The following is a 25,894-nucleotide window of genomic DNA, read 5'->3' on the forward strand; positions in this document are numbered from 1 at the left end:
CCAAGTCGCGTACATGACGAGTGAAGTTATCGCTGATCAGCCCTGTTGATCAATGAGTTTGGCGTACCCGGTTCGGCCGGACGGCCGCGAAGAGCCGAGTTCGAGAAGTGCGGACCCGCGGTGAACCGCTTCGCCGCGCTCTCCGTGCCGTTGTCAGGGGGAGACGCACCATCACCCCCGACATCGAGGTCCCCCAGTGAAATCCACCGTCCCCACCACCACCGCACCCGCGTCGCGAGGAGATTCCGTGGCTACCGATGCACCGCCGCCCGAGGGCATGACGGAAACCCGCCCTGCCGAGCCCACGACCGAGGCGTTCATCGCGACGCAGGACAGCGCGGAGTTCGGCGAACTGCGCCACGCGTACCGCTCGTTCGCCTTCCCGCTGACCATCGCCTTCGTCCTCTGGTACCTGCTGTACGTGCTGCTGTCCAACTACGCGGGCGGCTTCATGGGCACCAAGGTCTACAGCAACATCAACGTGGCCTTCGTGTTCGGTCTCGCCCAGTTCGTCACCACATTCCTCATCGCCTGGCTCTACTCGCGCCACGCAGCCGCGAAGCTCGACCCGAAGGCCGAGGCCATCAAGTCCCGTATGGAGGCCGACGCATGAGCGCCGCGTACCACTCGCACCCCGCCCTCCAGTTGGCCGCCTCCTCGACCACCGAGCACCGGCCGCTGATCATCACGCTCTTCGCGGTGTTCGTCGCCGCGACCCTGGGCATCACCGTCTGGGCCGGACGGCAGACCAGGAGCGCCTCCGACTTCTACGCCGGCGGCCGCCAGTTCACCGCCTTCCAGAACGGGCTCGCGGTCTCCGGCGACTACATGTCGGCGGCCTCGTTCCTCGGGATCGCCGGAGCCATCGCCCTCTTCGGCTACGACGGCTTCCTGTACTCCATCGGCTTCCTCGTCGCCTGGCTGGTGGCCCTGCTGCTGGTCGCCGAACCGCTGCGCAACTCGGGCCGCTACACGATGGGCGACGTCCTCGCCTACCGGATGCGGCAGCGCCCGGTCCGTACCGCCTCCGGCGTCTCCACCATCGTCGTCTCGATCTTCTATCTGCTGGCGCAGATGGCGGGTGCGGGCGTCCTGGTCTCGCTGCTGCTCGGCATCACCAGCGACGCGGGCAAGATCCTCATCGTCGCGCTGGTCGGCGTGCTGATGATCGTGTACGTCACGATCGGCGGCATGAAGGGCACCACCTGGGTCCAGATGGTCAAGGCCGTGCTGCTCATCGCCGGTGCCCTCCTGATGACCTTCCTGGTGCTGCTGAAGTTCGACTTCAACGTCTCCGACCTGCTGGGCACGGCCGCCGCGAAGAGCGGCCACGGAGCGGCGTTCCTGGAGCCCGGACTCAAGTACGGCGCCACCGGCACCTCCAAGCTGGACTTCCTCTCCCTGGGCATCGCCCTGGTCCTCGGCACCGCCGGACTCCCGCACATCCTGATCCGCTTCTACACGGTGCCGACCGCCAAGGCCGCCCGTAAGTCGGTCAACTGGGCCATCGGCATCATCGGCGCCTTCTACCTGATGACGATCGCGCTCGGCTTCGGCGCCGCGGCCCTGATCGGCCCGGACGAGATCAAGGCGAAGAACCCGGCCGGCAACGCGGCCGCCCCGCAGCTCGCCGAATACCTCGGCGGGGTCGGCTCCACCGGCGGCGCCGTGCTGCTCGCCGTGATCTCGGCCGTCGCCTTCGCCACCATCCTCGCCGTCGTCGCGGGGCTCACCCTCGCCTCCTCGTCCTCCTTCGCGCACGACATCTACGCCAACGTCATCCGCAGAGGGAAGGCCACCGAGAAGGAGGAGATGCGGGCCGCCCGCTGGGCCACCGTCCTCATCGGTGCGGTCGCGATCGCCCTGGGCGCCTTCGCCCGCGACATGAACGTCGCCGGACTGGTGGCGCTCGCCTTCGCCGTCGCCGCCTCCGCCAATCTGCCGACGATCCTCTACAGCCTCTTCTGGAAGCGGTTCACCACCCAGGGCGCGCTGTGGTCGATCTACGGAGGTCTGGCGAGCTCGGTGTTCCTGGTGCTGTTCTCGCCGGTTGTCTCGGGCAACGCGAAGACGTCGATGTTCAAGGGTGTCGACTTCGCCTGGTTCCCGCTGGAGAACCCTGGCCTGATCTCCATCCCGCTGGGCTTCCTGCTCGGCTGGATCGGCTCCCTCCTCTCGAAGGAGGAGCCGGACAAGGGCAAGTACGCCGAGCTGGAGGTCAAGTCCCTCACGGGCGTCGGGGCGCACTGAGAGGGGGGAAGGTTCTCCGAGGAGTTCGCTCCACGCGTCACTCCGGTTCCGTGGCCGCGTCGTAGAGTCCTACGACGCGGCCACGCCGCTCCTCGTGGCAAACGGGCCCCCTCAGATGTCACAGGTCTCGCGTAGTCTCAAAGGAGTCAGCCGGAAGAGCCGGATCCGCAGCCGGGAAGTTACTGGGGGAGGGGACCCACATGCTCATCGACACCTACGATCGGGTCGCCACCGACCTGCGCGTCTCGCTGACCGACCGGTGCAATCTGCGATGCACGTACTGCATGCCGGAAGAGGGCCTGCAATGGCTGGCCAAGCCCGACCTGCTCAGTGACGACGAGATCGTCCGGCTGGTCCGCATCGCCGTCACCCGGCTCGGCATCACCGAGGTCCGCTTCACCGGCGGTGAGCCGCTCCTGCGCCCCGGGCTCGCCTCCGTCGTCGAGCGATGCGCGGCCCTGAGCCCGCGCCCCGAGATGTCGCTCACCACCAACGGCATCGGGCTGAAGCGCACAGCGGCCGCGCTCAAGGCCGCCGGTCTGGACCGGGTCAATGTCTCGCTGGACACCCTGCGCCCCGACGTCTTCAAGACGCTCACCCGCCGTGACCGCCACCACGACGTGCTGGCAGGCCTGGAAGCCGCCCGCGACGCCGGTCTCACCCCGGTCAAGGTCAACAGCGTCCTGATGCCGGGACTCAACGACGACGAGGCCCCCGACCTGCTCGCCTGGGCCGTCGAGCACGACTACGAGCTCCGCTTCATCGAGCAGATGCCGCTCGACGCGCAGCACGGGTGGAAGCGCGACGGGATGATCACGGCAGGTGACATACTCCAGTCGCTGCGCACCCGCTTCACCCTCACCGAGGAGGGCGACGGCGAGCGCGGTTCAGCCCCCGCCGAGCGCTGGCTCGTCGACGGCGGACCCCACCGTGTCGGTGTCATCGCCTCCGTCACCCGCCCCTTCTGCCGGGCCTGCGACCGGACCAGACTCACCGCCGACGGCCAGGTGCGCACCTGTCTGTTCGCCCGCGAGGAGACCGATCTGCGCGGTGCCCTGCGCTCGGACGCGCCGGACGAGGAGATCGCCAGGATCTGGACGCTCGCGATGTGGGGAAAGAAGGCCGGATCCGGACTGGACGACCCGTCCTTCCTGCAGCCCGAGCGGCCGATGTCGGCGATCGGCGGCTAGGGCCCGTCCGGCCCTGAGCCCTGACTTCCGTCCGTCCCCGATCGGCCGGACTCCCACTCCGCCAGTGTCACGACATCCTTGAGGAAGCCCCGGACGCTCAGGAACGAGGAGAGATGCTCCCGGTGTTCCTCGCAGGCCAGCCAGGTCTTACGGCGCTCCGGAGTATGCAGCTTCGGGTTGTTCCAGGCCAGCACCCATACGGCGTCGGCCCGACAGCCCTTGGCGGAACAGAGGGGTGCGGCGACAGCGTTCTCGGCCGCGGATTCAGGGGAGTTCACGGACTCAACCCTAGGTCAGCGCCTCCGCCGGCCCACCGGCCGGCCACCCGACGCGTCCCCTGCCGGCGAAAACCGGCGAAAAAAGCGACGCCGAGCAGCCACGGGGGGAGCTGCCCGGCGTCGGTCTGTCGCTCCGACGGGGGATGCGGAGCGCGTACGAAGTATGTCACGCAGACCTGGGTGGGGGGCACCGTAACTTCGTGATTGAGCTGAGGTTTTCTTGAGCCTTGGGTGCGGTCCGGCCTCAACTGTGCTTATGCCGATTCGATCATGCCGATTCCCCGCCGCGCCCGGCCCCGTCGGCCTCCGGACCGGACTGCTCGGATCCGGCCACGGGAGCCGCGTCGAGCGCCGGACGCATCGGCGCCGGGACGAAGGTCGAAGGAAGCGACGGGGTGTTCTCCCGGCCCGCGTTGGCGATGACCACCGCCACGTACGGGAGGAGAGCACCGAGCGCCAGCGCCACGATCGCGACATACCGCTCGACGTTCCACAGCACGGCGGCCAGGATCACCGAAACCGTCCGCACGGACATCGAGATCACATAGCGCCGTTGCCTGCCGCGCACATCCTCCGCGAGTCCCTGTCGGGCCTCCGTGATCCGGAAGACCTCGACACCGCTCTGCTTCCGCATCACGTCTCCACCACCCTTCCCCCAGTGCCTCGCGGGCCGGGGGAGACCTCATTCCCGCGCCGGACGTTCCCCGGACCCGACCACATCCACGGTACGCCCGGTGTGCGACGGCTTCGAGACCGGGGCGCGCCGCATTCGTGCCTATCGGCAGCCGTGCCGCACATACGGACGCGTCCGGCATGCGACGTACGGCCCACGGGCCGAGACTGGGCGCACATGCGCGACATCGCGTCGCACGAGGAGGCGACATGGGCTGGTTGTGGGCAATCGTCGTGGGTCTGGTTCTCGGTCTGATCGCGAAGGCGATCCTGCCCGGCAAACAGAAGATCCCGCTCTGGCTGACGACGATCTTCGGCATGATCGGCAGTGTGCTCGGCAATGCCGTCGCCACCTGGATCGGTGTCAACGACACCAAGGGCATCGACTGGACGCGCCATCTGTTCCAGCTGATCGGTGCCGTGATCGTGGTAGGTGTCGGCGACATGCTGTGGGCCTCGCTCCGCGGCACCAGACAGAAGGCCTGAGCCAACAGACGGCCCGGGTCACCGGGCCGCACACGTATTGCGGCCGGACACGCGTCACGCGTGCCCGGCCGCAGTGCCGGCGTTCAGGGATCAGCCGGTGACCTCGACGGCGGCGAGGTTCTTCTTGCCCCGGCGCAGCACCAGCCAGCGCCCGTGCAGCAGCTCCTCGCCGGCCGGTGCGCTCTCGCCGTCCGTGACCTTGACGTTGTTCACGTACGCACCGCCCTCCTTCACCGTGCGGCGGGCGCCCGACTTGCTCGGCGCCAGGCCGACCTCCACCAGGAGGTCCACCAGCGGGCCGAGCTCGGTGACCTGCGCGTGCGGCACCTCGGACAGCGCGGCGCTCAGCGTCGCCTCGTCCAGCTCCCCGAGCTCACCCTGGCCGAAGAGCGCCTTCGACGCCGCGATGACCGCAGCGCACTGGTCGGCGCCGTGCACCAGCGTCGTCAGCTCCTCGGCCAGCGCACGCTGCGCCGTCCGGGCCTGGGGACGCTCCTCGGTGACCTTCTCCAGCTCCGCCAGCTCCGCGGGGCTCTGGAAGCTGAGGATGCGCATGTACCGGGAGATGTCCCGGTCGTCCACGTTCAGCCAGAACTGGTAGAACGCGTACGGCGTCGTCATCGCCGGGTCGAGCCAGACGGCCCCGCTCTCGGACTTGCCGAACTTGGTCCCGTCCGCCTTCGTCATCAGCGGGGTCGCCAGCGCGTGCACCTCGGCGCCCGGCTCCAGGCGGTGGATCAGGTCGAGGCCCGCGGTGAGGTTGCCCCACTGGTCGCTGCCGCCCTGCTGGAGGGTGCAGCCGTAGCGCCGGTACAGCTCCAGGTAGTCCATGCTCTGGAGCAGCTGGTAGCTGAACTCGGTGTAGCTGATGCCCTCGTCGGACTCCAGCCGCCGGGCGATGGAGTCCTTGGTCAGCATCTTGTTGACGCGGAAGTGCTTGCCGATGTCCCGGAGGAACTCGATCGCGGACATGCCCGCGGTCCAGTCCAGGTTGTTGACCATGACCGCCGCGTTCTCGCCCTCGAAGGACAGGAACGGCTCGATCTGTGACCGCAGCCGCGACACCCAGTGGGCGACCGTCTCCGGGTCGTTCAGCGTGCGCTCGGCGGTCGGCCTCGGGTCACCGATCTGACCGGTGGCCCCGCCCACCAGGGCGAGCGGCCGCAGCCCGGCCTGCTGGAGCCTGCGCATGGTGAGCACCTGCACCAGATGGCCGACGTGCAGACTCGCCGCGGTGGGGTCGTAGCCGCAATAGAACGTGACGGGACCGTCCGCGAGAGCCTTGCGCAGTGCGTCCTCATCAGTGGACTGGGCGAACAGCCCACGCCACTTCAGCTCGTCGACGATGTCCGTCACGGTTCCGTGTCTCCTCAGCTACGTGTATCGAAAGGCAACAGTCAGTCTAGGCGGGTCACACGCCCAGGCTCACCGAGCTCATGTTGAAGTCCGGGATCCGCAGCGCGGGCATGGCGGCCCGGGTGAACCAGTCGCCCCACTCACGCGGCAGCGTCTTCTCCGTACGGCCCGCTTCCGTGGCCCGCGACAGCAGATCCACCGGCGACTCGTTGAACCGGAAGTTGTTCACCTCGCCGACGACCTCGCCGCCCTCGACGAGATACACCCCGTCGCGGGTCAGCCCGGTCAGCAGGAGTGTCGCCGGATCAACCTCCCGGATGTACCACATGCAGGTCAGCAGCAGCCCGCGGCCGGTCGTCGCTGCCACCATCTCCTCCAGGGACTGCTCACCGCCGCCCTCCAGCACCAGGTTGTCGATCGCCGGCGCGACCGGCAGCCCGGTCAGCCCGGCCGTGTGCCGGGTGGTCGTCAGATGCTCCAGCCTGCCGTCCCGGATCCAGTCGGTCGACGTCAGCGGCAGACCGTTGTCGAAGACGGAAGCGCCGTCCCCCGAGGCATGGGCGATCACGAACGGCGCCGACTCCAGGCCCGGTGCGTGCGGGTCGCTGCGCAGCGACAGCGGCAGCGCGGACAGGGTCTCGCCGATCCTCGTCCCGCCGCCCGGCTTGGAGAACACCGTCCGGCCCTCCGCGGCGTCCCGTGCCGTCGACGACCACAGCTGGTAGATCAGCAGATCGGCCACGGCGGTCGGCGGCAGCAGCGTCTCGTACCGCCCGGCGGGCAGCTCGATGCGGCGCTCCGCCCAGCGCAGTCGCTGCGCCAGCTCCGCGTCGAGCTCGGCCGGATCGACATCCTTGAAGTCGCGCGTGGAGCGGCCCGCCCAGGTCGAACGGGTCCGGTCGGGCGACTTGGCGTTGAGCTCCAGCGTCCCGTTCGGCTGGTCGTGGCGCAGCCGCAGCCCCGTAGACGTACCGAGGTACGTCGAGGTCAGCTGGTGGTGGGCGAAGCCGTACAGCTCACGGCCACCGGAGCGGGCACGGGCGAAGGCGTCGCCGAGCGCCGGGGCGAACTCCGCGAAGACGTCCGAGCCCGTCTCGGCCGGCGCGTCCGTGAAGTCGGGCGACGAGGGCACCCCGCCGACCAGCGGCTGCGCGTCCTCCGCCGGACCGGCCCCGCGCGCGGCGGCCTCGGCGGCCCGCACCAGTGGTTCCAGGTCGTCGGCGGTGACGGCGGACCGCGACACCACCCCGGACGCGGTGCCCTGCGCGCCGTCGACGGTTGCGATGACGGTCAGGGTGCGCCCCCGCGTCACCCCGTTCGTGGTGAGCGCGTTGCCGGCCCAGCGCAGATTCGCGGACGACTCCTCGTCGGCGATGACGACACAGCCGTCGGCGGTGGACAGTTCGAGCGCCCGCTCGATGATCTCGTGCGGCTTGCTGACGCGGCTCATCGTCCGGCCTCCTGCGTCGTATTGAGACTGTGCCGTCCCGGGGGACACTGCATCCGATTGCGGCTGCGCCGCGGGCCGGACCCCCAGCCGGTTCCGTGGTGACCGCTCATCGTCCGGCCTCCTGCGTCGTATTGAGGATGTTCACGCCCCGGAAGAGGGCGGACGGGCAGCCGTGCGAGACGGCCGCGACCTGGCCGGGCTGGGCCTTGCCGCAGTTGAAGGCGCCGCCCAGGACATACGTCTGCGGGCCGCCGACCTTTTCCATGGAGCCCCAGAAGTCCGTCGTCGTGGCCTGATACGCGACATCGCGCAGCTGCCCGGCCAGCCTGCCGTTCTCGATGCGGAAGAACCGCTGCCCGGTGAACTGGAAGTTGTAGCGCTGCATGTCGATCGACCAGGACCGGTCGCCGACCACATAGATCCCGCGCTCCACCCCTCCGATCAGATCCTCGGTGGACAGCCCGCCTGGATCCGGCTGCAGCGACACGTTGGCCATCCGCTGCACGGGTACATGACCCGGCGAGTCCGCGTACGCGCAGCCGTTGGAACGGCCCAGCCCCGTCAGCTTCGCGATCCTCCGGTCCAGCTGGTATCCGACCAGTGTCCCGTCCTTGATCAGGTCCCAGGACTGCGCCTCGACACCCTCGTCGTCGTACCCGATGGTCGCGAGCCCGTGCTCGGCGGTGCGGTCGCCCGTCACATTCATCACGGGGGAGCCGTACGCCAGCTTGCCCAGCTGGTCGAAGGTGGCGAACGAGGTCCCGGCGTACGCCGCCTCGTACCCCAGCGCCCGGTCCAGCTCGGTGGCATGGCCGATCGACTCATGGATGGTCAGCCAGAGATTGGACGGGTCGACGACCAGGTCGTACGCGCCCGCCTCGACGCTCGGCGCCCGCATCTTCTCGGCCAGCAGCCCGGGGATCCGCTCCAGCTCGGCGTCCCAGTCCCAGCCGGTCCCGGTGAGGTACTCCCAGCCGCGGCCCACCGGCGGGGCGATCGTCCGCATCGAGTCGAACTCACCGGTGGTCCCGTCCACGGCGACCGCGGTGAACTGCGGATGCAGCCGGACCCGCTGCTGCGTGGTGACGGTGCCCGCCGTGTCCGCGTAGAACTTGTTCTCGTGGACGGTCATCAGCGAGGCGTCCACATGCGCGACGCCCTCGGCGCCCAGGAGCCGGCTGCTCCACTCGGCGAGCAGCCCCGCCTTCTCCTCGTCCGGTACGTCGAAGGGGTCGACGTCGTACGCCGAGACCCAGGTCCGCTCACCGTGCACCGGCTCGTCCGCCAGCTCGACCTGCTCGTCGGAGCCGGCAGCCGCGATCACCTTCGCGGACAGCTTCGCCATGGCGACGGCCTGCGAGGCCACCTTTGCCGCAGCGTCCATCGTCAGATCCACGCCGGACGCGAACCCCCACGCCCCACCGTGCACGACGCGCACCGCGTACCCGAGATCGGTGGTGTCCGAGGTCCCGGCGGGCCGGGCGTCCCGCAGCCGCCAGGACGCGCTGCGCACCCGCTCGAACCGGAAGTCGGCATGCACGGCCCCCAGCGCACGCGCGCGGGCCAGCGCCGCGTCGGCGAGGGCCCGCAAGGGCAGGGCCAGGAATGACTGATCTACCTCGTGGGCCACGAAGAGCTCCCCTCCTTTGACGGTCCTCGCAGTGAATCATGGAGGAGACGCCGACGGGCGGCTACTGGGTTGCGGGCCGTTCCGCTGACCTACTGGCGGACGCCCTTGCCGAGGCGACGCTCGCCAGTGCGGGCGTCGCTCCCGACCTCGTCGACTCGCCCTGGCGCGAAAGCTTGGACGGGCACGGACAAAGAGGGTTGAGGGCGAAATGGAGTACGAGTTTCTCTTTGTCGTGGATGGTGTCGGCGTGATGTTGCGATCGGCGTCATCTTCGACGAGTTCGACGGGCTGCTCACCCGGCACCGGGACAAGTACCTGCTCGATTTGGCCGAGTCCGGAGACAGCGCCGTGGACGCCGCTCACCGCCCGGTCGTCCGGCTGAGGGAAGAGCTGCCCCAGCTGAGGCTGCTGCGGCTGGACCCGGATCTGGTCGGTGTGCCGGACATCGCCGAACGCACGGGCCGCACCCGGCAGAACGTCCTCCAGTGGGTCAACGGTCCGCCAGGACGAGAGCTGGGTGATGCTCGCCTTTCAGGGCAAGCAGAACGAACTGCGTCTCATGCCGGTCGCCGCGCGAGATGTACCGGGGGCGCGGCCCGTATCGGAACTGGGTCTGGGTGACGATGCCACCGTCGGCGATCTCCTGCTGGTCACCGTGAACGGTGCCGTACAGCCGACCACGCCCGTCGCCCTCGGCTGAACACCGTGGAACGCCCTTGCGGGACCTGCGAAGGGAAGCCGTGCCCACCGCCTTCGAGGTCAGCGCCCGCGCAGTCGGATACGCGCCGAGTCGGCTCCAGTGGCAGGACCAGCAGGTCGACGCGGTGGCCCGCACCGGCCTCCTGCCGGCCGTGGCGCACGCGTTCAACCGCGCCGCCCGGCGGGCTCTGCGGGCGGGGCCGCTGTTCGGCTACCGGGAGACCGAGGCACGCTGCCGGTGCTGCGCGGCCGGCTACGGCCTCCGCCCAGCTGAGCAGGTGCCCGGGGCTCGTGGGTGTCGTACGCGTACCGGTGCCGGGCAAGGAGATCGGGCTGCACAGACACGTCCTGGACCTGAGCCTGCCGCAGGCGGAGCTGAGCAGCAGCATCGACGAGCTCGCAGAAACGCTCGCGCGGTCGCTGCCGTAACCACGGGCCGACATTGTAGGTACAATATCGGAGTGTAGGTACTTTCTTGGCTGCATGCCGAAGGGAGCCCCGCCCGATGAGTGCAATCTCCGTCCGAGAGTTCTCGTACAACCCGAGCGCCGTCTTCGCCCGCGTGGAAAAGGGGGAAGCGGTCCAGGTCACCCGGCACGGCAAGGTGATCGCCATACTGCTGCCCGGCTCCGGGGCGACCTCCCGGTACGCGGACCTGGTGGCCCAGGGGAAGATCCGGCTCAAGGCCGCGAGTACCTCGGACCTCGACAGCTTCCCGCGGTACGAGATCCCTCCGGGTGCCCCCGACCCGCTGGAACTCCTCCTGGCCGAACGTGAGGAGGATGACCGTTGATCTACATGGACTCCTCGGCACTCATCGCTCTGTTCACGGGCAGGCCACCTGCCGCTGAGCTCAGGGCCTTTCTGTCCGGCCGGCCCGGGCTCCCCTTGGCCACCAGCGCCATCGGCATCGTCGAAACCGTGCGGCAGCTGGACAAGGTCGGAGCGTTCCCGGGCGCGCTGTCGGGTCTGGACGGGATGGTCACCGAGATCCTGCTGACCGAAGAGGTCCGGGATCTGGCTACCAGGGTCTCCGGGGCTCTGGGGTCTCTCGACGCACTTCACGTCGCGAGTGCACTCGTCGTCGGTGAAGCTCTTGACTCCCTGATCACGTACGACAAACGCATGCTGGAAGCGGCGCGGGAAGAGGGTCTGCCTGCACATGCGCCAGGAATGGCGGAATGAGAGCGGACCGGGGGCTCCGGCTGTAGGAACCCGACAGTGCTGTGCCGGAGCCACTGTCAGGGGCCGATTCTCCTTATGGGGTGCCGTACCGATAGGTTTTCGAGGTACCAGACCGCTATCGAAAGGGTGATCCGTTGAGCCGCTCGGTTCTCGTCACCGGAGGAAACCGGGGCATCGGCCTCGCCATCGCCCGCGCTTTCGCCGAAAACGGCGACAAGGTCGCGATCACCTACCGCTCCGGCGAGCCGCCCCAGGTACTCACCGAGGCGGGCTGCCTCGCGGTCCGCTGCGACATCACGGACGCCGAACAGGTGGAGCAGGCCTACAAGGAGATCGAGGAAAAGCACGGTCCCGTCGAGGTACTGGTCGCCAACGCCGGTATCACCAAGGACCAGTTGCTGATGCGGATGTCCGAGGACGACTTCACGTCCGTACTCGACACCAACCTCACCGGCACCTTCCGGGTCGTCAAGCGTGCCAACCGCGGCATGCTGCGCGCCAAGAAGGGCCGCGTCGTCCTCATCTCCTCCGTCGTCGGGCTCCTCGGCTCGGCCGGGCAGGCGAACTACGCCGCCTCCAAGGCGGGTCTGGTCGGCTTCGCCCGGTCGCTGGCCCGTGAACTCGGCTCGCGGAACATCACCTTCAACGTCGTCGCACCCGGCTTCGTCGACACCGACATGACCCAGGTGCTCACCGAGGAGCAGCGCAAGGGCATCGTGTCCCAGGTGCCGCTCGGCCGCTACGCGCAGCCCGAGGAGATCGCCGCCGCAGTGCGCTTCCTCGCCTCCGACGACGCGTCGTACATCACTGGAGCCGTCATTCCCGTTGACGGCGGATTGGGCATGGGTCACTGATCACCATGAGTGGAATTCTCGACGGCAAGCGCATCCTCATCACCGGTGTGCTGATGGAGTCGTCCATCGCCTTCCACACCGCCAAGGTGGCCCAGGAGCAGGGTGCCGAAGTCATCCTGACCGCCTTCCCCCGGCCCACGCTGACGGAGCGCATCGCCAAGAAGCTGCCGAAGCCGGCCAAGGTCATCGAACTCGATGTGACCAACGCCGAGCACCTGGACCGTCTCGCCGGTCTGGTGCGTGACGAGCTGGGTTCGCTCGACGGCGTCGTGCACTCCATCGGCTTCGCGCCGCAGGACGCTCTCGGCGGCAACTTCCTGAACACCCCGTTCGAGTCCGTCTCCACCGCGATGCACGTCTCGGCGTTCTCGCTGAAGTCGCTCGCCATGGCCTGCAAGCCGCTGATGAGCGAGGGCGGCTCCATCGTCGGTCTCACCTTCGACGCGCAGTACGCCTGGCCGCAGTACGACTGGATGGGCCCGGCCAAGGCCGCGCTGGAGGCCACCTCCCGCTACCTCGCGCGTGACCTGGGCAAGGACGACATCCGCTGCAACCTGATCTCGGCCGGACCGATCGGCTCCATGGCCGCGAAGTCGATCCCGGGCTTCTCCGAGCTCGCGGACGTGTGGAACACCCGCTCCCCGCTGGCCTGGAACATGTCGGACCCGGAGCCGGCCGGCCGCGGTGTCGTCGCCCTGCTCTCGGACTTCTTCCCGAAGACCACGGGCGAGATCATCCACGTCGACGGTGGCGTGCACATGATGGGCGCCTGATCCCGCACAACAGGCTGTGAAACGGCCGCGTACCGCCTCCGATCAGGCGGTACGCGGCCGTCGTGCGTCCGCGCCCGGCCCCGACCCGCTCAAGTCGAAAAGATGGTCGATCCACCGCAGACTGTGGTGGAACCGGACTTTTGGTCAGGCTGCGGGAGGAGGTCGCTTTGCGCTCCACACCTCGCCGAACCTGGACGCTGCTGGCGGCCTCCACAGCCGTCGCCGCACTTCTCGCCCCCGTATGCATATCCCTGGCGGGGCGGGCAGGAGCCGGGGCGTCCGCGCCCGCCGCTCCGACCCCCGACCCCGCCGGATCCGAATGCCGTATGTCGGTCCGGGGCTCCCGGGTCGTCGCCTACTGCCACAACCCGTATCCCTCCACCGACCGCGTGCAGCTGCACACCGAATGCCGCCGCTGGTGGGACATAGACGCGGACGCCACCCCGGTCGACGTAGGACCGGGACAGACCGTGCGGCTCGACGACCGCTGCTGGAAGGAAGTCGGTTCCGTCTGGATCACACACCGGGTGCAGGACACGCTCCAGCGCCGTCCGGCCTAGACCCAATACCAGTGACTTAGCGCGTCATTGATGGCTCTGACGTGCGAAAACGTCGCGCACAGAGGCTCTGTCGGGCGCCAAAGTCACCGGTATTGGGCCTAGACCCGCTCCACCAGACAGCTCAGCGCATGACTCGCGGCCTCGGCCGCCGCCGTCTCGGCGTCCCCGGCCCGGATCGCCTCGACCAGCCGGCCGTGGTCCATGTGATTCTCCGGCCGCAGTTCATGACCGACATCGACCCTGAGGTAGTCGCGCAGCAGATCGCCCAGGTCGGCGTAGAGACCGGTCAGCACGTCGTTGTGCGAGGCCGCGACCACGGCCAGATGCAGCGTCGCGTCCGCCGCGACGAACGCCTCGGCGTCTCCCGCGGCCCAGGTCTCCTCCCGGCGCGCCATGAGCGCGTCCAGCTGCTTCAGATCCCGCTCGGTGCGCCGGGCAGCGGCCAGCCGCGCCGCCGACGACTCCAGGGTGGAGCGCAGCTCGGCGACATGGCGTGGATCGGCGGAGGCGAAACGGCGGTGCATCACTCCGGCCAGTTCGCTGACGGCGACGACATAGGTGCCCGAGCCCTGCCGGATGTCGAGCAGGCCGTTGTGCGCGAGCGCGCGCACGGCCTCGCGGACGGTGTTACGGGCCACCCCCAGCTGCTCCACCAGCTCGGGCTCGGTGGGAATCCGTGAACCCACGGGCCACTCGCCCGAGGTGATCTGATTCCTCAGCTGGGCAATCACCTGGTCGGCGAGTGCCGAACGCCGCGGAGACGTCAGCGCCATGGTGCTCCTTGCTCGGGTTGCTGGGGTGATGGGAGTGATGGGGGTCGCTCTGCTCGCAGCGAATGGTCTCAGAGGAGCTCCCGGACGATTGGACAATCAATCATCCCATGATTCTATGATGGGCCTCATGCCCGACGACGAGACCCTGTACCGGACCCGGACCCTGAGCCCCGCCAACACGGCGGACGCCCCCACGAAAACCCCGGACCCACAAGCCGCACAGGCCGCGCAGACGGCACAGGCCGCCGCCGGGCCCTCCCCATGGCTGCTCCGGCTGGTCGCCATCGGGCTCGTCCTCACCGCGCTCAACCTCCGCCCCGCCATCACCAGCCTCGGCGCCCTCCTCGAAGAGGTGCAGGACGGGCTGCACATGAGCGGCAGTGTCGCCGGTGTCCTCACCTCCGTACCGCCGCTCTGCTTCGCGGTCTTCGGCATCATGGCGCCCCGGCTCGCCCGCCGCTTCGGCCCGGGCGCGGTCGTCTGCACCGGCATGATCGCCATCACGGCCGGCCTGGTGATCCGGCCCCTCGTCGGCGGCACGGCCGGCTTCCTCGCCGCGAGCGCCCTCGCCCTCATGGGCATCGCCGTCAGCAACGTCCTGATGCCGGTGATCGTCAAGCGCTGGTTCCCGGACCGCGTCGGCTCCATGACCGGGCTCTACTCGATGGCCCTGGCCCTCGGCACCTCGCTCGCCGCCGCGGTGACCGTGCCCATGACCCATGCACTGGGCGGCAGCTGGAAGGCGGGCCTCGGCATCTGGGCCGTGCTCGCCGCTGCCGCGATCCTGCCCTGGATTCCGCTGGTACGGGACCGGCGCGGTACCTCCGGGCAGTCCGCCGCCCACCACCGGGACGTCCCGACTCTCAAGATCACCCGCAGCCGTACCGCCTGGGGCCTGGCCTGCTTCTTCGGCCTGCAGGCCACCGCCGCGTACATCACCATGGGATGGATGCCGCAGATCTTCCGCGACGCAGGGGTCTCGGCCGGTACAGCGGGCGTTCTGCTCGCCGTGACCATGGCGATGGGCGTGCCGCTCGCCTTCGTCATCCCTGGAGTCGCCACCCGGATGAAGACTCAGGGCCCGATGGTCGTCCTCCTCGGCAGCTGCGGGCTCATCGGATACGCGGGCCTCTACCTCGCACCGGCCGGAGGGGCCTGGGCCTGGGCGCTCCTGCTGGGTATCTCGAACTGCGCCTTCCCGCTCGCCCTGACCATGATCGGCATGCGGTCCCGCAGCGGCGCCGGAGTGGTCCGGCTGTCCGCGTTCGCACAGTCCACCGGCTATCTGATCTCGATCCCCGGCCCGCTGCTCGTCGGGGTGCTCCACCAGCACAGCGGTGGCTGGGGGCTGCCGATCGCACTGATGGCGGGCCTCATGGTGCCGCAGATGGTGGCCGGAATCCTGGCCGGGCGGGACCGGACGATCGAGGACGAATGCTGAGATGCGAGACTGAGGTCATGTCTCCTGTGCTCGACCCGAATCCCCAGAACGGTCAGAAGAAGCTCCTCCTCGTGCTCGGGGCGATGCTGCTCGTCACCGTGATCATCGCGGTGATTGCCTCGATCGCGTCCCCCTGAGCCGCGCGGTCCCGATGGCCGATGGTGGGGCTGGCACCACCATCCCCTAGGGGGCCAGGGTCAGGGTCAAGTGGGTGGGTCACCGGATGGGACCGGCGCCCCCGCATCCGTAGGTTCTGGGTATCAGAACCGATGACCCACGGAGGCGGACATGTCGGCCCGTACGCACACCCGGTCCACCCATCCGGCCACGGGCAGTGTCGAGGTCCGGCTGCCGTGGTGGGCCGTCGCGCTGCCCGCGATCGCGTTCGCCGCGCTCCTGCTGTTGATCGTGGGATCCGGCGACGCGCACGCGGCGACGACCGACCCCGCGGTCGGCCGGTTGCTTGAGCGAATCATGACCTTGATGACCCGCTGACGGCGCCCGCGCCCACCGCAGGAGCCCTTCAACACCCTGCGCCGGGCGGCACATTTCGTGCGAAGCTGAGGTGTATGAGCGTCGATACACCTCGCAGGATCGTCCTTCTCAGGCATGCAAAGGCGGAATGGTCGCAGGATTCCGACCACGAGCGGCCGCTCGCGGAGCGCGGTCGCAAGGATGCCCCCGTCGCAGGCCGCAAACTCGTCGACTCCGGGATCGTCCTCGATCTGGCCCTCTGCTCGACCGCTGTCAGGACGCGCGAGACCTGGAAGCTGGCGGTGCACGAGATGCCGCACCGTCCCAGGACCGTGTATGAGGAGCGACTGTACGAGGCGTCTCCCGGTGAGCTGATCGCCCTGATCAACGAGACCCCCGACGATGTGCACGACCTACTGGTGATCGGCCACAACCCCGGTATGCACGCCGTCGCCGACGCCCTCTCGGAATCGGCCGAGGGCGACGCCCTGGCACGGATGAACCGCGGCGGCTTCCCGACCGCCGCCTTCGCCGTTGTCGAGTTCTCCGGATCCTGGAAGGGCGTGGAGCACGGAGTGGGCAAGCTGGTCGAGTACTGGACGCCCAACGACTGATCCCGCCGGCGTACGGCTCCCGCCGGCGTACGGCGGCTCCCACGGGCGTACGGATTTCCGTCGGCGTACGAGCAGGGCCCCGGTACGGAAAGCACCGGGGCCCTCGCACTTACGCGGGTACGCGTCAGTCGACGAGACCGTCGGCGGCCTCGACCTCCTCGCGGGTGATGCCGAGCAGGTACAGCACCGTGTCCAGGAACGGCACGTTCACCGCGGTGTGCGCGGCCTCGCGGACCACCGGCTTGGCGTTGAAGGCCACCCCGAGCCCGGCGGTGTTCAGCATGTCGAGGTCGTTCGCACCGTCGCCGATCGCGACGGTCTGTGCCAGCGGCACCCCGGCCTGCGCGGCGAAACTGCGCAGCAGCCGGGCCTTGCCGGCCCGGTCGACGATGTCGCCGACGACCCGTCCGGTGAGCTTCCCGTCGACCACTTCCAAGGTGTTGGCAGAGGCGAAGTCGAGCCCGAGCCGCTCCTTCAGATCGTCGGTCACCTGGGTGAACCCGCCCGAGACCACGCCCACTTGGTAACCGAGCCGCTTCAGCGTACGGATCAGGGTGCGGGCGCCCGGCGTCAGCCGCACCTCGGTGCGCACCTTGTCCACCACCGACACATCGAGCCCGGCCAGCAGCGCCACCCGTGCGTGCAGCGACTGCTCGAAGTCGAGCTCGCCGCGCATCGCCTGCTCGGTGACCTCGGCGACCTTGTCCTCGCAGCCGGCATGGGCGGCGAAGAGCTCGATGACCTCGTCCTGGATGAGCGTCGAGTCGACATCCATGACGACCAGCCGCTGCGCCCGGCGGCTCAGCCCGGCCGACACCACCGCCACATCGACACCGATGCCGGCGGACTCCGTCGCCAGTGCCGTCCGCAGCTCCTCGGTCCCGGTGCCGGACACCGCGAACTCGACTGCCGTGACCGGGTACTTCGCGAGCCGGAAGATCCGGTCGATGTTCCCGCCGGTCGAGGTGATCGTGGCCGCTATGGCGGCGGTCGACTCCGCGGTCAACGGGTGCCCGAGCACCGTCACATGGGAACGCCCGTAGCCACGCGGCCGGTTGTCACCCGTACCGGAGATGATCTCGGCCTGCAGCTTCAGCGAATCGGCCCAGCTGTGCACGGTCGCCCGCAGGTCGCCCTCGGTGGTGCCGCCCGCGGTCGGGGAGGTGACGAGCGCGCACAGGACGATGCGGCCACGGGTGACGACCTGCTCGATGTCGACGACATCGACCGAGTAGGCGGCGAGGGTGTCGAAGAGCCCGGCAGTGATCCCGGGGCGGTCCTTCCCGAAGATCTTCACGAGAAGGGTGGGTGTGTCCGTGCCCTGACGGGACTCAGGAGGCTCAGGAGACAGGGAGGACTGAGGTGGCTGAGATGCGCTCATGGTGCTTCCACCGTATCGGTCCGCCTCATCGCACCGGAGGCCCGTCCCGAGGACCGGACAGCGCGTCGTCCCTGTGCCCCCGCCCGGAGCACAGGCCCGGCGACGGACGGCACCCGCTCGGGCACGCCCGGCGACCGAGGGTGGATCCGAGCGGACCGGGGTGCCTCGGGGCGGCCTGTTCGCTCACGGTCCGCACGCACTCATACGCACTCATGGGACGTGCCGTTCTCCGAGCCCGTTCCTTCCGATTCGACGAACGGCCACGCAGGTCTCAGCAGGGTCTTCACTCCGCCCGACTTTCGTATCAGGGACTGCTCCTGGAATAGTTCGCCACGATGTTCAGCATCCCTAGACTCCCTGTGATGGGGGTAACTCGGGGGACAACTAGTGGGGCGCGGAGTGCCGGAACTCGTACTGGAATTGAATGGCAGGACCTGGACGCTCGATCCGTCCAGGTCGTACACCCTTGGGCGCGATCCGCAGGGCGACCTGACGATCGACGACGCCAGGGTGTCGTGGCGGCATGCCACGATCAGCTGGGGGGGCCACAGTTGGTTCATCGAGGACCACGGCAGCACCAACGGCACCTATGTGCAGGGCCGGCGGATCCATCAACTGGAAATCGGGCCCGGCTCCGCCGTGCACCTGGGCAACGCCACTGACGGACCGCGGCTGACCATCGGCGCCGCAGCGGGCGCCGATGTGTACAGCGGGCAGGGCGCGGGTGCGCAGCAGGCCCCCGTCCAGCAGCCCCAGCAGGGCGGCGCCGGCTGGCCCGGCCAGCAGGCCCCCGTTCCGTCGCAGCAGCAACAGCCGCAGCAGGGCTGGCAGCAGGCCCCTCAGGTCCAGCCGCAACAGCAGTCCGCGCAGCCCCAACAGCCCCAGGTCCCGCATCAGCAGGGCATGGCGAATATGCCCGGCGCGGGCGGGCCCGGCGGTGCCGCGGGGGCGCCGTCGGTCTACGGCGACCGCAGCCCGACCACGTTCCACCAGTTCGCCCTCGGCCGTGTCATGCGCATCGGTCGTGCGCTGGAGAACGAACTGGTCGTCTCCGACCTCCAGGTCTCGCGCCACCACGCCGAGTTCCACGCGACGCCCGACGGCCGCTTCGAGATCCGTGACCTCGGATCCCACAACGGCACCTACGTCAACGGCCAGCCGCTCTCCAAGTCCGGCTCCGCGCTCATCGGTCCGAACGACATCGTCGGCGTCGGTCACTCGACCTTCCGCCTGGTCGGCGACCGGCTCGAGGAGTTCGTCGACACCGGCGAGGTCTCCTTCTCCGCCCGCCACCTCACGGTGACGGTCGACGGTGGGAAGCAGATCCTCAAGGACGTCTCCTTCGGCGTCCCGGAGAAGTCGCTCGTCGCGGTCATCGGCCCGTCGGGATCCGGCAAGTCCACCCTGCTCAAGGCGCTCACCGGCTACCGGCCCGCCAACCAGGGCGATGTCCTCTACGACAACCGGAACCTGTACAAGCAGTTCGCCGAGCTGCGCCAGCGTATCGGTCTGGTCCCGCAGGACGACATCCTGCACAAGGAACTCACGGTCACCAAGGCCCTCAAGTACGCGGCCAAGCTCCGCTTCCCCGCGGACACCACCGAGGCCGAGCGCCAGGCCCGGATCCTCGAAGTCCTTGCCGAGCTCAAGCTCGACATCCACAAGGACAAGAAGGTCACCTCACTCTCCGGTGGCCAGCGCAAGCGTGTCTCCGTGGCCCTGGAGCTGCTCACCAAGCCGTCGCTGATCTTCCTGGACGAGCCGACCTCCGGCCTCGACCCGGGCATGGACCGCGATGTCATGCAGCTGCTGCGCGGCCTGGCCGACGACGGCCGTACGGTACTCGTCGTCACGCACTCCGTCGCCGAGCTGGCGATCTGCGACAAGTTGCTCGTCATGGCGCCGGGCGGTTCCGTCGCCTACTTCGGTCCGCCGGAGGAAGCGCTCAACTTCTTCGGCTACACCACCTGGGCCGATGTCTTCTCCGCGTTCGAGAACTACCGCGACTACGACTGGGCGGGCCGTTGGCGCGGTTCGCAGCACTATCAGATGTACGCCGCGGACATCGACGCCGTCGCGGCGCAGTCCGTACACATGCCGCCCCCGCAGCAGATGCGCCCGCCGAAGCCGCAGAGCTGGTCGGCCCAGTTGTGGACGCTGATGCGCCGCTACGTCTCGGTGATCGCGTCCGACAAGGGCTTCATGGGCCTGATGGTGATCCTGCCCGCCGTGCTCGGCATCGTCAGTGTGGTCATCCCGGCCAAGTTCGGCCTGGCCCCGCCGGACCCGCCGTCCCGGTTCAACAGCGCTGCTGGAACGATCATGCTGATTCTCGCGGTCGGCATGTGCTTCTCCGGCGCGGCCAACTCCGTACGAGAACTGATCAAGGAACGTGTCATCTACGAACGGGAACGGGCCACCGGTCTGTCCCGCTCCGCCTATCTGATGTCCAAGGTGATCATCCTCGGCGTGATCACCGCCATCCAGGGCGTCATCATCTGCGGCATCGGCTTCGCCACCCGTGAGCTGCCGGCCGAGGGCCTGGTCATGCCGCCGGCCGTCGAGATCTGCCTGACGATCATCGCGCTCGGCTTCACCTCGATGATGTTCGGCCTGGTGATCTCCTCACTGGTGAAGACCGCCGAGAAGACCATGCCGCTGCTGGTCATGTTCGCCATCGTTCAGGTCGTCTTCACCGGCATCCTCTTCCAGGTGTACGGATCGCCCGGCCTGGAGCAGTTCGCCTGGCTGATGCCGTCCCGCTGGGCCATCGCCGGCGCGGGCACGACGCTCGACCTCTCGCACCTCATGGCGCCGTGGGACCCGAAGAACCCGACCGACCTGGACCCGCTGTGGGAGCACTCTGCCGGTCAGTGGGGGATGAACATCTCGGTACTGCTGTTCCTCGGCATCATCTGCGGCATCGTGGTCGCGCGACTGCTGCGCCGCCACGAGCCGGAGGTCATGCGCAAGTAGGCGCGGGCGCCGGCACGCAACGCCGAAGGGCGGCACCCCATGCGGGGTGCCGCCCTTCGGCTCATGCGTATGTCGTCCGAGGACGTCCGGAGCCGATCAGTACGCGCTGTTGACGTTGTCGATCGAGCCGTAACGGTCGGCGGCGTAGTTGGCCGCGGCGGTGATGTTGGCGACCGGGTCGTAGATGTTCGTCGAGGTGCCGGGGACGTGGTACGCGTTGAACGTCGGCTGGATGACCTGCAGCAGGCCGCAGGACGGGGTGCCGTTCTGGGCGTTGATGTCCCAGCCGTTGACCGCGTTCGGGTTGCCGGTGGATTCCCGCATGATGTTGCGGTGCAGACCGTCGTAAGAGCCGGGGATGCCGTGTGCCCTCATGATGGCCAGGGCCTGGCTGATCCAGCCGTCCAGGTTGTTGGCGTAGACCGGGGTACGGGCCTCGGAGCGGCTGGCGGCCTGCGTCCCGGTGCGCTCGGCGGCGGCCTTGGCCTTCACCCGGGCGGCGGCCTCGGCCTTCGCCTCGGCGCGGGCCTTGGCCTCGGCAGCGGCGGCGGCCTTGGCCTTCGCGGCGGCCTCGGCCTTCGCCTTGACGGCGGCGGCCTCCTTGGCCCTGGCCAGGTCGGCGGCCTTCACCAGCTGCTCGGCGGTGGAGTGCTGCTCGATGATGCTGGCCTGCACGGCCTTGGCCTGCGGAGTACCGGCGACCGATGCCAGGACCACGGGGGCGGCGGACGCGGGGGTCTGCGCCTCGGGCTTGCCCTCGGCGTTGGCGGGGACGAGCGAGAACGAGAGCGATGCGACAGCGATGGCGGAGATACCCGCAACGGAGAGCTTCTGCGTCTTGTTCAGTCGACGACGGCGGCCGGGGATGCTGGACACGGACATACAGGACCTCTAACGAATCGCGGGAGTCCTCACGGAGGACGAAGACGGGAAGCGGTGTTTTCGCATCTCCGTCGGGGACAAGTGCAATTCTTAGCGTCAGCAAAATCTGGTGGCAAAGGTGTGACGTACGACCCCGGATAGTGGATCACCGCCGCGCTCGAACGTGACGGTCCCCGCTCATGCCCGCTGATGTGGCGCTTATGTATCCACTAGCCGGCTTCGTAAGTGACGTGGGTCCTATGCCCGGCCTCACATCGGCCGTGTAACAAACTGACCAACCGTTGCTTCGGCAATTCGGAGTGTGAGGCTCCGGCTCTGGTGGCAGCAGATGGACGTCCCCGGACCCATGCCGGAGGTACCGATGGCGCGGCGCCGGGCGTATCCGTACGCCGGGGCATCCCGCCCCGCGACCGCCGTCGGCATCAGCGGATACGAGGCCTCGGGCCCCTGCAGCCCGGTCAGCGGGCCGTCCACCGCCCGCACGCCCCGCTGCGGTGTCACCACCGGATCCGCCCACCCCGAGGCTGCCCGCACCACCCCGTCCGCCCCGGCGGACGACTCCGGGGCCCGCACCGCAGTCGTCCCAGCGCGTGCCCCAGCACCTTGGGGGCACCCGTATTCATCGCGACAGGCATGACAACCGCCCCCTGGTTACGTGGGCAAGCACCGATGAACCTCGGCACCCCCTGCGCAGGAACGCCGCCCCGCACCGCTCCTCGCCCAAGAGCCGCACCACCACAAGGCACTTCGGCCCGGGCAGACAGGACGCGGACCGGACCTAGTCCCTGCGTCCTGATCGGCCCCGTCCACAGGCCGATACGGCGTCCGCGCCACGCCGGTACGGTGAGGCCATGAGCCATCGCCCACAGTCGGGTCTCGCAGCGGTGAGCGCCGCACTGCTCGCCATGAGCCGGCATCTCGAAGTGCGTGATGTCCTGAAGACGATCGTGGCCTCGGCCCGTCGGCTGCTGGACGCCGAGTACGCCGCCCTGGGCGTCCCCGACGATCACGGCGGCTTCGCCCAGTTCGTCGTCGACGGAGTCAGCGACGAGCAGTGGAAGGCCATCGGTCCCCTGCCCCGACAGCACGGCATCCTCGCCGCGATGCTCCACGAGGCGAAGCCCGAGCGACTTGCCGACGTCCGCAAGGATCCTCGCTTCGAGGGATGGCCCGCCGCCCACCCCGACATGTCCGACTTCCTCGGCCTGCCCATCAGGGACGGCGACGAGATCATCGGCGCGCTCTTCCTCGCCAACAAGCGCTGCCCCAAACCCGAGGGCAGCTGCGGCTTCACCGCCGAGGACGAGGAACTGCTCTCGATCCTTGCGCAGCATGCGGCGATCGCCCTCACCAACGCCCGGCTGTACGAACGCAGTCGCGAGCTCACCATCGCCGAGGAGCGCTCCCGGCTCGCCCATGAGCTGCACGACGCGGTCAGCCAGAAGCTGTTCTCGCTGCGGCTGACGGCTCAGGCCGCCACCGCCCTGGTGGACCGCGACCCGGCCCGGGCCAAGGGCGAGCTCCACCAGGTCGCCGCGCTCGCCGCGGAAGCCGTGGACGAGCTGCGCGCCGCCGTTGTCGAACTGCGCCCGGCCGCGCTCGACGAGGACGGCCTCATTGCCACACTCCGTACCCAGATCCAGGTCCTGGACCGTGCCCATGCGGCCCGGGTCACCTTCGAGAGCCTGGGCGTACGGGCCCTGCCCGCCGCCCAGGAAGAAGCGCTGCTCCGGGTCTCCCAGGAGGCTCTGCACAATGCGCTGCGCCACTCGGGCGCCGAGCGCGTCGACGTCACCCTGGCCCGGCACGGCAGCGGCGCGCTGCTGCGGATCACCGACGACGGCAGCGGCTTCGAACCCACGGCGACCCGGCAGGCCGGCCGCCACCTGGGCCTGGTATCGATGCGGGACCGCGCAAGCGGTGTCGGCGGAAGGCTCACCGTTGAATCGGCGCCCGGCAAGGGCACCACGATCGAGATGGAGGTGCCCGGTGGCTGACAAGATCATCAGGGTGCTGCTGGTCGACGACCACCAGGTGGTCCGCCGCGGTCTGCGCACATTCCTGGAGATCCAGGACGACATAGAAGTGGTCGGCGAGGCGTCCGACGGCGCCGAGGGGGTGGCCAGGACCGAGGAGCTCCGCCCCGACGTCGTCCTGATGGACATCAAGATGCCCGGCACCGACGGGATCGAGGCCCTGCGCAAACTCCGCGAACTGGAGAACCCGGCCAAGGTCCTCATCGTCACCAGCTTCACCGAGCAGCGCACCGTGGTCCCCGCCCTGCGAGCCGGAGCTTCCGGTTACGTATACAAGGACGTCGACCCGGACGCCCTGGCCGGCGCCATCCGCTCGGTGAACGCGGGCCACGTCCTGCTCCAGCCGGAGGTCGCCGGAGCCCTGCTCGCCCAGGACGACGCGGGCGGCGGCACGGGGCGGGGAAGCACCCTCACCGAACGGGAGCGGGAGGTACTGGGTCTGATCGCCGACGGCCGGTCCAATCGCGAGATCGCGCGGGCACTGGTCCTCTCCGAGAAGACCGTCAAGACACACGTCTCGAACATTCTGATGAAGCTCGATCTCTCGGACCGGACCCAGGCGGCCCTCTGGGCCGTCCGGCACGGGGCCGCGGGTTGACCGGTACCGAAGCGGACTGTCTCCCTCCGGACCGAGATTCATACTGTCGGGTGTATGTCACCCGGACGGCGCAACCTGTTCGACCCCGGGGCGTTCTCCAGGGTGCTGCGGCGGCTGGCCGCAGCCACGCTAGGAGGATCCTGAAGTGAAGAACCTGAAGAAGGCCACAGCCGTCACCATGATCGCCGGTGGAATCATCGCCGCCGGTGCCGGCGCGGCCTCCGCCACCGGCCACGGCGCCGGCGCCCACGGCGCCGCGACCCACTCCCCGGGCGTGGTCAGCGGCAACGTCGTCCAGGTCCCGGTGCACATTCCGGTGAACGTGGTCGGCAACACCGTCAACGTGATCGGCCTGCTCAACCCGGCCTTCGGCAACTTCGGCCTGAACGGCTGACCGCCCTCACGGTCCTGTGTCGCCGGCCGGGCGCATCGAGCCCGCCCGGCGACATCCGAAGCCCACTCCGGCACACTCGAGCCCGTCCTGCGATCGAAGACGAAACGGCTCCAGGACTGCTCCGGGCGACAAGGCACCTCGCCCAGACCTACCGTTCCCGCTCCTCCACATACGCGTTGTACGCGGCAACCTGCGCCCGCCGGGCCACCCGCTCCACCGGCCTCAGTGCCTCCTGCCGGGCCGCGATCTCCGACGCGCTCACCGCCCCGCCGTGCCCGTTCTCGTACGCCACCGAGATCAACAGCCCGACCCGCTGCGCCAGCTCCAGCACTCGCACCGCCCGCGGCGGATACCCCGGAGCCAGCACCTCGCGCCCCCGCTCCGTCCGCGCCCGGTACGCATCCACCGCCGCCTCCGCCACCGGCCCGGAACCGGCCACATCCAACCGCGTCAGCACCGCCGTCGCATCCCGCAACGCCTCGGCGAGCTCCCGTTCCGCCTCGCCCAGCGACGGCACATCGGCCGGCGGCGCCTCCCGTACCGGCAGACAACGCCACACCACCTCGATGTGCAGATCCCCGTCCGGTCCCACCTCACGCACCTCGGGAACCAGCCCGTACGGCGCACCGAACGCGACCACCGCCTCCTCGGCATCCAACGCTTGCGCGTTGAAGTCCGGCGGCCCGCTCAGCCCCAGTGGATGCCCGGGCGCCGGCAGCGCGACCCGGAAACCGGTCACCCCCAGACTCCGCAACCGTCCGAACGCCAACGTGAGCCCGACAGGCCCCGTCTCACCCGGTAGTCCCTCGACGCGGTGCACCGCGTCCTCCCCGACAATGGCGAGCGCCGCGTCGTCCGGAGACACAAGTCCGGCCAGCAGTGCGTTTCCCCAAGCGGCCAGCAGCCCTGAGCGTGGTTCCGAAAGCATGGGAACAGCCTAGG

29 protein-coding genes are annotated in these 25,894 nt (G+C 69.1%); 19 read left to right on the forward strand and 10 right to left on the reverse strand.

The window, feature by feature from the left end; genetic code table 11:
- The first annotated feature begins 247 nt into the window (after positions 1-247).
- The 3 genes from GA0115254_RS14930 (at position 248) to moaA (ending at position 3,440) form a co-directional block, all read left to right on the forward strand.
- Positions 248-613 carry a DUF485 domain-containing protein gene (locus GA0115254_RS14930; RefSeq protein ID WP_093895764.1) on the forward strand — a complete coding sequence of 122 codons (366 nt, stop codon included), beginning with the start codon at positions 248-250 and terminating at the stop codon, positions 611-613.
- Positions 610-2,250, forward strand: coding sequence for a solute symporter family protein (locus GA0115254_RS14935; RefSeq protein ID WP_093895765.1), 1,641 nt, complete (start codon positions 610-612; stop codon positions 2,248-2,250). The genes GA0115254_RS14930 and GA0115254_RS14935 overlap by 4 nt, the downstream gene beginning before the upstream one ends.
- Before the next feature lie 200 nt (positions 2,251-2,450).
- The gene (gene moaA, locus GA0115254_RS14940; protein WP_093895766.1) at positions 2,451-3,440 is read left to right on the forward strand and encodes a GTP 3',8-cyclase MoaA; all 990 of its coding nucleotides are present in this window, start codon (positions 2,451-2,453) and stop codon (positions 3,438-3,440) included.
- On the opposite strand, the gene GA0115254_RS14945 is transcribed toward moaA, so the two are convergent.
- Both GA0115254_RS14945 and GA0115254_RS14950 read right to left on the reverse strand, forming a co-directional pair.
- Positions 3,437-3,718, reverse strand: a complete 282-nt coding sequence (locus GA0115254_RS14945) for a hypothetical protein (RefSeq protein WP_093895767.1) — start codon at positions 3,716-3,718, stop codon at positions 3,437-3,439. The genes moaA and GA0115254_RS14945 overlap by 4 nt on opposite strands.
- A 268-nt stretch (positions 3,719-3,986) precedes the next feature.
- A complete protein-coding gene (locus GA0115254_RS14950) occupies positions 3,987-4,352 on the reverse strand; it encodes a DUF3099 domain-containing protein (RefSeq protein ID WP_093895768.1) in 366 nt (121 codons plus the stop codon).
- 248 nt (positions 4,353-4,600) lie between these two features.
- Here GA0115254_RS14950 and GA0115254_RS14955 point away from each other — a divergent pair, with 248 nt between their 5' ends.
- Positions 4,601-4,876, forward strand: a complete 276-nt coding sequence (locus GA0115254_RS14955; protein ID WP_093895769.1) for a GlsB/YeaQ/YmgE family stress response membrane protein — start codon at positions 4,601-4,603, stop codon at positions 4,874-4,876.
- A gap of 90 nt (positions 4,877-4,966) precedes the next feature.
- Here GA0115254_RS14955 and tyrS read toward each other — a convergent pair whose 3' ends face one another.
- From tyrS to GA0115254_RS14970, 3 genes are all read right to left on the reverse strand, one after another.
- Positions 4,967-6,232 carry a tyrosine--tRNA ligase gene (tyrS, locus tag GA0115254_RS14960; protein ID WP_093895770.1) on the reverse strand — a complete coding sequence of 422 codons (1,266 nt, stop codon included), beginning with the start codon at positions 6,230-6,232 and terminating at the stop codon, positions 4,967-4,969.
- Positions 6,233-6,287: 55 nt separating this feature from the next.
- On the reverse strand, positions 6,288-7,682 hold the full coding sequence (locus GA0115254_RS14965; protein WP_093895771.1) for a metallopeptidase TldD-related protein: 1,395 nt from the start codon (positions 7,680-7,682) through the stop codon (positions 6,288-6,290).
- A 106-nt stretch (positions 7,683-7,788) separates the two neighbouring features.
- Positions 7,789-9,312 carry a TldD/PmbA family protein gene (locus GA0115254_RS14970; RefSeq protein WP_093895772.1) on the reverse strand — a complete coding sequence of 508 codons (1,524 nt, stop codon included), beginning with the start codon at positions 9,310-9,312 and terminating at the stop codon, positions 7,789-7,791.
- Positions 9,313-9,829: 517 nt separating this feature from the next.
- Here GA0115254_RS14970 and GA0115254_RS46055 point away from each other — a divergent pair.
- The 7 genes from GA0115254_RS46055 (at position 9,830) to GA0115254_RS15000 (ending at position 13,383) form a co-directional block, all read left to right on the forward strand.
- A complete protein-coding gene (locus GA0115254_RS46055; RefSeq protein WP_256102583.1) occupies positions 9,830-10,012 on the forward strand; it encodes a hypothetical protein in 183 nt (60 codons plus the stop codon).
- A 290-nt stretch (positions 10,013-10,302) separates the two neighbouring features.
- A complete protein-coding gene (locus GA0115254_RS44480) occupies positions 10,303-10,440 on the forward strand; it encodes a hypothetical protein (protein WP_176740128.1) in 138 nt (45 codons plus the stop codon).
- Positions 10,441-10,516: 76 nt separating this feature from the next.
- Positions 10,517-10,804 (forward strand): type II toxin-antitoxin system Phd/YefM family antitoxin, encoded by a 288-nt coding sequence (locus GA0115254_RS14980; RefSeq protein WP_093895773.1) that lies wholly within the window; start codon positions 10,517-10,519, stop codon positions 10,802-10,804.
- A 5-nt stretch (positions 10,805-10,809) separates the two neighbouring features.
- Positions 10,810-11,196: a type II toxin-antitoxin system VapC family toxin gene (locus GA0115254_RS14985; RefSeq protein WP_256102584.1), complete on the forward strand. Its 387-nt coding sequence runs from the start codon at positions 10,810-10,812 to the stop codon at positions 11,194-11,196.
- Between the two features lie 134 nt (positions 11,197-11,330).
- Complete coding sequence (fabG, locus tag GA0115254_RS14990) at positions 11,331-12,050, forward strand: 3-oxoacyl-[acyl-carrier-protein] reductase (protein ID WP_093895775.1); 720 nt, start codon at positions 11,331-11,333, stop codon at positions 12,048-12,050.
- Between the two features lie 5 nt (positions 12,051-12,055).
- The gene (gene fabI / locus GA0115254_RS14995; RefSeq protein ID WP_093895776.1) at positions 12,056-12,823 is read left to right on the forward strand and encodes an enoyl-ACP reductase FabI; all 768 of its coding nucleotides are present in this window, start codon (positions 12,056-12,058) and stop codon (positions 12,821-12,823) included.
- Positions 12,824-12,990: 167 nt separating this feature from the next.
- Positions 12,991-13,383: a hypothetical protein gene (locus GA0115254_RS15000; RefSeq protein ID WP_093895800.1), complete on the forward strand. Its 393-nt coding sequence runs from the start codon at positions 12,991-12,993 to the stop codon at positions 13,381-13,383.
- Positions 13,384-13,481: 98 nt separating this feature from the next.
- On the opposite strand, the gene GA0115254_RS15005 is transcribed toward GA0115254_RS15000, so the two are convergent.
- Positions 13,482-14,156 (reverse strand): FadR/GntR family transcriptional regulator, encoded by a 675-nt coding sequence (locus GA0115254_RS15005; RefSeq protein ID WP_093895777.1) that lies wholly within the window; start codon positions 14,154-14,156, stop codon positions 13,482-13,484.
- A gap of 127 nt (positions 14,157-14,283) precedes the next feature.
- Between GA0115254_RS15005 and GA0115254_RS15010 the strand changes: the two genes are divergently transcribed.
- The 4 genes from GA0115254_RS15010 (at position 14,284) to GA0115254_RS15025 (ending at position 16,685) form a co-directional block, all read left to right on the forward strand.
- Positions 14,284-15,597 (forward strand): CynX/NimT family MFS transporter, encoded by a 1,314-nt coding sequence (locus GA0115254_RS15010; RefSeq protein WP_093895801.1) that lies wholly within the window; start codon positions 14,284-14,286, stop codon positions 15,595-15,597.
- A gap of 26 nt (positions 15,598-15,623) precedes the next feature.
- Positions 15,624-15,734 carry an SGM_5486 family transporter-associated protein gene (locus GA0115254_RS46060; protein ID WP_093895778.1) on the forward strand — a complete coding sequence of 37 codons (111 nt, stop codon included), beginning with the start codon at positions 15,624-15,626 and terminating at the stop codon, positions 15,732-15,734.
- Between the two features lie 151 nt (positions 15,735-15,885).
- Positions 15,886-16,092, forward strand: a complete 207-nt coding sequence (locus GA0115254_RS15020; protein ID WP_093895779.1) for a hypothetical protein — start codon at positions 15,886-15,888, stop codon at positions 16,090-16,092.
- Between the two features lie 74 nt (positions 16,093-16,166).
- Positions 16,167-16,685, forward strand: coding sequence for a SixA phosphatase family protein (locus GA0115254_RS15025; RefSeq protein ID WP_093895780.1), 519 nt, complete (start codon positions 16,167-16,169; stop codon positions 16,683-16,685).
- 124 nt (positions 16,686-16,809) lie between these two features.
- Here GA0115254_RS15025 and serB read toward each other — a convergent pair whose 3' ends face one another.
- Positions 16,810-18,066 carry a phosphoserine phosphatase SerB gene (serB, locus tag GA0115254_RS15030; protein WP_093895781.1) on the reverse strand — a complete coding sequence of 419 codons (1,257 nt, stop codon included), beginning with the start codon at positions 18,064-18,066 and terminating at the stop codon, positions 16,810-16,812.
- Positions 18,067-18,453: 387 nt separating this feature from the next.
- On the opposite strand from serB, the gene GA0115254_RS15035 reads away from it, so the two are divergent.
- The gene (locus GA0115254_RS15035) at positions 18,454-21,042 is read left to right on the forward strand and encodes an ABC transporter ATP-binding protein/permease (RefSeq protein WP_093895782.1); all 2,589 of its coding nucleotides are present in this window, start codon (positions 18,454-18,456) and stop codon (positions 21,040-21,042) included.
- Between the two features lie 96 nt (positions 21,043-21,138).
- Here the strand turns inward: GA0115254_RS15035 and GA0115254_RS15040 are convergent, their stop codons facing one another.
- Entirely contained in the window at positions 21,139-21,924 is a 786-nt protein-coding gene (locus tag GA0115254_RS15040; RefSeq protein WP_093895783.1) for a transglycosylase SLT domain-containing protein, read from the reverse strand.
- 249 nt (positions 21,925-22,173) lie between these two features.
- The gene (locus GA0115254_RS43150) at positions 22,174-22,497 is read right to left on the reverse strand and encodes a hypothetical protein (protein ID WP_370740878.1); all 324 of its coding nucleotides are present in this window, start codon (positions 22,495-22,497) and stop codon (positions 22,174-22,176) included.
- A 278-nt stretch (positions 22,498-22,775) separates the two neighbouring features.
- Between GA0115254_RS43150 and GA0115254_RS15050 the strand changes: the two genes are divergently transcribed.
- The 3 genes from GA0115254_RS15050 (at position 22,776) to GA0115254_RS15060 (ending at position 24,952) form a co-directional block, all read left to right on the forward strand.
- Positions 22,776-23,921, forward strand: a complete 1,146-nt coding sequence (locus tag GA0115254_RS15050) for a GAF domain-containing sensor histidine kinase (RefSeq protein ID WP_093895784.1) — start codon at positions 22,776-22,778, stop codon at positions 23,919-23,921.
- Positions 23,914-24,558 (forward strand): response regulator, encoded by a 645-nt coding sequence (locus GA0115254_RS15055; protein ID WP_093895785.1) that lies wholly within the window; start codon positions 23,914-23,916, stop codon positions 24,556-24,558. Before GA0115254_RS15050 ends, GA0115254_RS15055 begins: the two co-directional genes overlap by 8 nt.
- A 145-nt stretch (positions 24,559-24,703) precedes the next feature.
- The gene (locus tag GA0115254_RS15060; protein ID WP_093895786.1) at positions 24,704-24,952 is read left to right on the forward strand and encodes a chaplin; all 249 of its coding nucleotides are present in this window, start codon (positions 24,704-24,706) and stop codon (positions 24,950-24,952) included.
- 148 nt (positions 24,953-25,100) lie between these two features.
- On the opposite strand, the gene GA0115254_RS15065 is transcribed toward GA0115254_RS15060, so the two are convergent.
- Complete coding sequence (locus GA0115254_RS15065) at positions 25,101-25,880, reverse strand: hypothetical protein (protein ID WP_093895787.1); 780 nt, start codon at positions 25,878-25,880, stop codon at positions 25,101-25,103.
- Positions 25,881-25,894 lie beyond the last annotated feature (14 nt).

The organism is Streptomyces sp. Ncost-T10-10d (assembly GCF_900091955.1).
GTDB lineage: Bacteria > Actinomycetota > Actinomycetes > Streptomycetales > Streptomycetaceae > Streptomyces.

Bases quoted from the DNA above. Each gene is read 5' to 3' on its own strand.
- GA0115254_RS14980 (WP_093895773.1), top strand. From the start codon at position 10,517: ATGAGTGCAATCTCCGTCCGAGAGTTCTCGTACAACCCGAGCGCCGTC.
- fabI (WP_093895776.1), top strand. From the start codon at position 12,056: ATGAGTGGAATTCTCGACGGCAAGCGCATCCTCATCACCGGTGTGCTG.
- GA0115254_RS15050 (WP_093895784.1), top strand. From the start codon at position 22,776: ATGAGCCATCGCCCACAGTCGGGTCTCGCAGCGGTGAGCGCCGCACTG.
- GA0115254_RS15040 (WP_093895783.1), bottom strand. From the start codon at position 21,924: ATGTCCGTGTCCAGCATCCCCGGCCGCCGTCGTCGACTGAACAAGACG.
- GA0115254_RS14985 (WP_256102584.1), top strand. From the start codon at position 10,810: ATGGACTCCTCGGCACTCATCGCTCTGTTCACGGGCAGGCCACCTGCC.
- GA0115254_RS15010 (WP_093895801.1), top strand. From the start codon at position 14,284: ATGCCCGACGACGAGACCCTGTACCGGACCCGGACCCTGAGCCCCGCC.
- moaA (WP_093895766.1), top strand. From the start codon at position 2,451: ATGCTCATCGACACCTACGATCGGGTCGCCACCGACCTGCGCGTCTCG.
- GA0115254_RS14965 (WP_093895771.1), bottom strand. From the start codon at position 7,682: ATGAGCCGCGTCAGCAAGCCGCACGAGATCATCGAGCGGGCGCTCGAA.
- GA0115254_RS15025 (WP_093895780.1), top strand. From the start codon at position 16,167: ATGAGCGTCGATACACCTCGCAGGATCGTCCTTCTCAGGCATGCAAAG.
- GA0115254_RS14955 (WP_093895769.1), top strand. From the start codon at position 4,601: ATGGGCTGGTTGTGGGCAATCGTCGTGGGTCTGGTTCTCGGTCTGATC.
- GA0115254_RS15020 (WP_093895779.1), top strand. From the start codon at position 15,886: ATGTCGGCCCGTACGCACACCCGGTCCACCCATCCGGCCACGGGCAGT.
- GA0115254_RS15065 (WP_093895787.1), bottom strand. From the start codon at position 25,880: ATGCTTTCGGAACCACGCTCAGGGCTGCTGGCCGCTTGGGGAAACGCA.
- serB (WP_093895781.1), bottom strand. From the start codon at position 18,066: ATGAGCGCATCTCAGCCACCTCAGTCCTCCCTGTCTCCTGAGCCTCCT.
- GA0115254_RS14950 (WP_093895768.1), bottom strand. From the start codon at position 4,352: ATGCGGAAGCAGAGCGGTGTCGAGGTCTTCCGGATCACGGAGGCCCGA.
- GA0115254_RS14935 (WP_093895765.1), top strand. From the start codon at position 610: ATGAGCGCCGCGTACCACTCGCACCCCGCCCTCCAGTTGGCCGCCTCC.
- GA0115254_RS15005 (WP_093895777.1), bottom strand. From the start codon at position 14,156: ATGGCGCTGACGTCTCCGCGGCGTTCGGCACTCGCCGACCAGGTGATT.